Here is a 5,137-nt window from a genome sequence, read left to right as displayed (position 1 = left end):
GCTAAATGTTCTTTCATTTTTTCAAGTAGTTGTAATGTAGGGCTTTCTCTAACGTCATCCACATCTTGCTTGTAAGTCAATCCATATAAACCTACTCTAGACAAATCTGTCATATCTTTTTCTTTCATAATCGTATGAACACGTTCCAAAACAAACTCAGGCATTGAGTCATTTGTATGGCGAGCTGTCAAAATAAGATTAGTTAATCCTGGATAATCTCCGACTAAAAACCAAGGATCAACTGAAATACAATGTCCACCTACACCAGGTCCTGGATTTAAAATATTTACCCGTGGATGTTTATTAGCAATACGAATAATTTCATAAACATCTAAGTCATCTGAACGACAAATTTTTGTTAGTTCATTTGCAAATGCGATATTAATATCACGAAAAGTATTTTCTACTACTTTTGTCATTTCTGCAGTACGTATATCTGTAACTACAATTTCGGATTCGCAAAAAGACTCATAAACAGATTTGACTTTTTCTCCTGCTTCAATACTATCAGCACCAATTGTGCGCGAATTATGTCGGAGTTCATGAATCATATTTCCAGGTAAGATGCGTTCGGGTGCATGAACTAAATGAATATCTTTTCCCAATACAAAACCTTTATCTTGAATCATTGGTCGTATAAATCTATCAATTGTTCCAGGAGATACTGTTGACTCGATAGCTACTATAGACCCTTTTTCGCAAACATCCATAACACTTTGCACTGCTTTTATAATATAAGACGGATCAATTTTTTTTGTGTTCTTTATATATGGTGTTGGGACTGTAACGATATACATGTCTGTTCTTATATATTCATTTGTAAAAGTAATTTCTTTTGATATTGCTTCTTCATATAATTTTTCGATTCCTTTTTCCTCAAAGGGAATTAAACCATCTTTTAAATTTAAAACAACATCTTTTTTATAATCTGTTCCAACAACTACATGTCCCTTTGAAGCCAACATAAGTGCTGTTGGTAATCCGATATATCCTAATCCGATAACATTTATTCTCAAAGTGTAAACATTCCCTTCTTGTAAAAAAACTTTTTTATTTAAAAATACTAATATAACTTGTTAATATTTTCAATATTTCTATATATTAAGCTTACTTATTTTATACATATATATAATCATTATTAAGTATACTATTACATAGATAAATGAAATTAATAAAAAAAACATTTCAATTTTTAAATTTAATACCGCTGTTACCATATATGTTATTAATTCAAGAAATAATACTACTATTTGAAATTTCAATTCTACATTTTGTTTAAAGGAAATAATAAAACTTGTAGTTAATGATTCAGCTATTAGTCGAACTGCAAACATAGGTGCTAATAATCTTACATATTCACCCGCTACTTCCCACTTATCACCAAATACTAAAGAAAACACCCATGGTGAAATAATGGCTATAAAAAACATAATTGGTACAATTAAGGCAGAAAGAAATATCAACGTTTTCAAAAAAATCTTACTATAGTTTCCATTATCCTTTTTCTCTTCAGTGGCTCCCTCATAAAAAACCCTTGCTATATTTGCACTAATAACTGAGAATGGTATACCAAATACTCTGTATGATATAGAATATAATCCTAATATATTTGCTGAATACATAGATTTTATAAATAAGTTAATACTTGAATATATCGAAGTACTTACTAATGCTGAAAAAGCATTATATTTAGGTTGATTAATATATTTAATAAAAGCGTTACTTAATATATTCTTATTTATATTAAAGATTTTTTCTTTATTACTCCACAAACTTGTTGACATTTTTTTTATTCCTGATAAATTTCCAATTATTTGGGATAAAGATAAACCAAAAACTCCCCAATTAAAAATTCCGGCTAAAACTATCATAGAATTACTAACGATAGCTTTTAAAATAGTTACTTTAGAAATCAATTTATATAAAGAATTTTTATTATTATATGCAATAAGAATATTGTTAGTTCCATAAGTCAGTAATAAAACAAAAATTATTATTATAATTACTAACAAATTCAAACCCTTATAATCGTTACTCAAAAATACTAAACTATATATTATACTTAAAAATATACTTAAAAAAAATGAAATTATGAAAGATAAAGTAATTACGGAATTAGCTTCTTCCTCACTTTCTGCTCCAACTATAACCATATCATATTTTAGACATATAATGGGCCCAAACAAAGATATTGCTGTCGTTACAATCGTATACATTCCCAATTCAGTTGGTGAAAATAATCTTGTTGTTAATGGAGATATTGCCATAGAAATAATTTGTGAAATAATTGAACCACTTGCTAATACAGTAATGTTTTTCATATATTTGCTACTAAATAATTTTTTTATTTTATTCATGTTTAAGACCTATTTTCCATAGTTCATTTAAAATTTCTTTTGAAACCTTATTATTATTAAGTTCTGGTGAAACATTATTTATATAGTTTACTACTTTTTCTTTGTAAAACTCTAATTTATTTGTTAATTCAATAATTCCTTTAACAAAAGAATCATCAGCTATTCCAACTTCATTAGTTGTGCAAAAATCTTTTAATGGAAGGTTTTCAGTTGTAACTATTGGTATTCCCTCTGCTAGATATTCATATACCTTACCTGAAGCACAATAAAAATTATTTAAATCATTTTTATGATAACTAACTATCCCAATATCACACTGTCTTAAAAAAAAACGTAATTCATTCATCGGTACTTTTCCTAATAGATACACATTATTGATTTTTTTTTCGAACATTATTTTTTCTATTGTTTCCTTATCTTTAATAGTTCCTTCTCCAACAATATATAGTCCATACTCATCTGATAAGTGTTCCATTGATGATACTAGGTCTGCAGTCTTTCTTGAAAGAGAATATCCTCCTGTATTTATTATATTGTATTTGTGGTTAAATAAGCTTCGATATTTAATTTTCATTAATTGTTTATCAAAAGTTCCATTTAAAAATCTAATATTTTCAAATACTATAGGCATTTTTGATAATTTATAATGTTTAAACATTATTTCAGCTCTAAATTTATTAGCACATAAAACAACATCTGCCCTTTTCAGGCTATAAGTTTCAAAAAAACTAAATATCTTTCCGGTTGTATTTTTAATATCTTTATAAAAGTATAATTCTCTAACATCTTGTACAACAAATTTTGGTTTATAAAAAGTCTTCACTAGTGTACCTGGAATAGTAGAAAACATATTGTCTAATATTAATATATCAATTTCTTTCATTTCTTTTGCTATCTTTAAAGATAGCAAAAGAAATTTAATATAATTATTAACACTCAAATGTTTGTTTTTGCTTACTAGATAATCTTTACTATTTTCATCTTTTGTGAAACACACTAGTTCATAATTCCCTATCTTACTTGCCACATTGCATAGTTCGTTTAATCTACCATCATATTCTTTTATTCCGAACGAAAGGATTAATATTCCCAACATCTCACCCACTTAATATATATATTAATTACAAAGATACAATAATTTCAAAGAAAAACTATTTATTTCCTATAATAAAAAAACAATATCGGTCTAAGATAACAATACTTTTTCAGTATCTCTTCTTAATAATTTAGCTACTTGAAATAAAAAACCACCTGTACATAACATTATTGTTATTTGATTAATTAGTGCTGGAGTATTAGCAGTCAAATTTACTGCTACTCTTATAAATAAATAAGCCCACATATATGACATTTCATAAGAAATAGATGTTGTCATTTTTCTTTCGAAAAAAATAGCCATTACTATATTTATAACTGAAAAAAATGGAGCAAATAATATTCCAAAATATAAATAACCGTATCCAGTAGATGAAATGACATGCCCTGTTCTCTGCATACCATTATACAAGTAATTATTAAAAATTTCTGAAGTTACAGTACCTATATTTTTTATAAAAAAACTTATTGGAACAGTTGAACGTAATAAATCAAAAATAAAATTTTCTATCTTAAGTTCTGTACTTTCTTTAAATTCTATAATTACCGCTAAATCTTGTGGCCCTGCAAAATAACTTTGTAATGTACTAGATAACCAACTAACATTGAACTGTGAGTTTTTTATTGCATTAGTATAAGATCCATATGCAATCGCATTTGATACCTTATATATACTCATAAAAGATAAAATAACTAATGCCACGCTACTAATAATAAAAATAATTTTTTTTACCTTTTTAGGATAAGCATGAATCAATATCCAAATAGAACAGAATGCTGCATAAATTTGTGCAGACCTACGTTCTCCAATAATTATACCTACATTAATTATTGCAAACATAACGGAAAAATAAAAATAGATATTTTTATTTTTCAAGTTATACTTTTTTAAGAAAATAGACACAATCCATAAAAACAACACTATCATAGATACCATTACTATTTGTTGAGCTATAACAAGAGGTGTATCTGTAATATCACCAATCCTCTCATTTCCTGTTAAAGGGACAACCAAAAAATGAAATAATTTAACTGTTCGGCCAACATATAAATACAAAGCCAGAGAAAAAATTAAAAAAATAACATAAACATATTTGTTCCCTTGTATCCTTAAATCTTGCACAACTTTTTTTTTCTTTTTTATAGAAAAAAAATATATGCACAAAGTAGTAACAAAAATATCAAAAATCATCAATATTGTGGCTAATTGAATTGAACTTTCAGCCGGGTTTAAAAAATGAGTCCCATTATTTTCTCCAGCCATAGCAATGATAGGGGGCATTAGTATAAACCTAATAGATTGTAACACAATAAAAATAAATGTAGTTATGGGAATATACGAATCCATTATCTTTGATTTTCCAAAAGTTAAAAAATACAAAAGACAAAAGAACAAAGGGAAAAATAATATTAGTTCATATCCGCTTTTAATTTTTTCAAAGTTATATATAGTAATAAGAGTGCTTACAACTCCAGATATTAAAATAAAAATATTTATCAAGTTAATCTTTATTTTCATATTTGCCTCCTTTCTTTATTAATAAATCATCTAATTTCTTTTCAAATTTTTTATTTTCATTGTCAATCAAAGAAATTTTTTTTAGACATTCTTTACTAAAAATATCAAAATCCAAAGAATGATACCAATTGTAAAGTCTATCTCCTAGTTTATTATAGTTATTGTC

General features: G+C 26.3%; 5 protein-coding genes. All 5 read right to left on the bottom strand.

What is annotated here, in order from left to right; all coding sequences use genetic code 11:
- Positions 1 to 1,016 (bottom strand): nucleotide sugar dehydrogenase (locus tag RT405_RS06805; protein WP_313468645.1); only part of this gene is annotated, 1,016 nt, incomplete at its 3' end.
- A 78-nt stretch (positions 1,017 to 1,094) separates the two neighbouring features.
- Entirely contained in the window at positions 1,095 to 2,357 is a 1,263-nt protein-coding gene (locus tag RT405_RS06800; protein WP_313468643.1) for an oligosaccharide flippase family protein, read from the bottom strand.
- On the bottom strand, positions 2,350 to 3,453 hold the full coding sequence (locus RT405_RS06795; RefSeq protein ID WP_313468641.1) for a glycosyltransferase: 1,104 nt from the start codon (positions 3,451 to 3,453) through the stop codon (positions 2,350 to 2,352). Before RT405_RS06795 ends, RT405_RS06800 begins: the two co-directional genes overlap by 8 nt.
- Before the next feature lie 90 nt (positions 3,454 to 3,543).
- Positions 3,544 to 4,971, bottom strand: a complete 1,428-nt coding sequence (locus tag RT405_RS06790) for a hypothetical protein (protein WP_313468639.1) — start codon at positions 4,969 to 4,971, stop codon at positions 3,544 to 3,546.
- The coding region (locus RT405_RS06785; protein WP_313468637.1) for a hypothetical protein at positions 4,955 to 5,137 on the bottom strand (183 nt) is incomplete at its 5' end. The genes RT405_RS06790 and RT405_RS06785, both read right to left, overlap by 17 nt.

This window comes from Carnobacterium sp. (assembly GCF_032094055.1).
In the GTDB taxonomy this organism is placed as follows: domain Bacteria; phylum Bacillota; class Bacilli; order Lactobacillales; family Carnobacteriaceae; genus Carnobacterium_A.
This window is presented reverse-complemented; position numbering and strand designations above follow the sequence as displayed.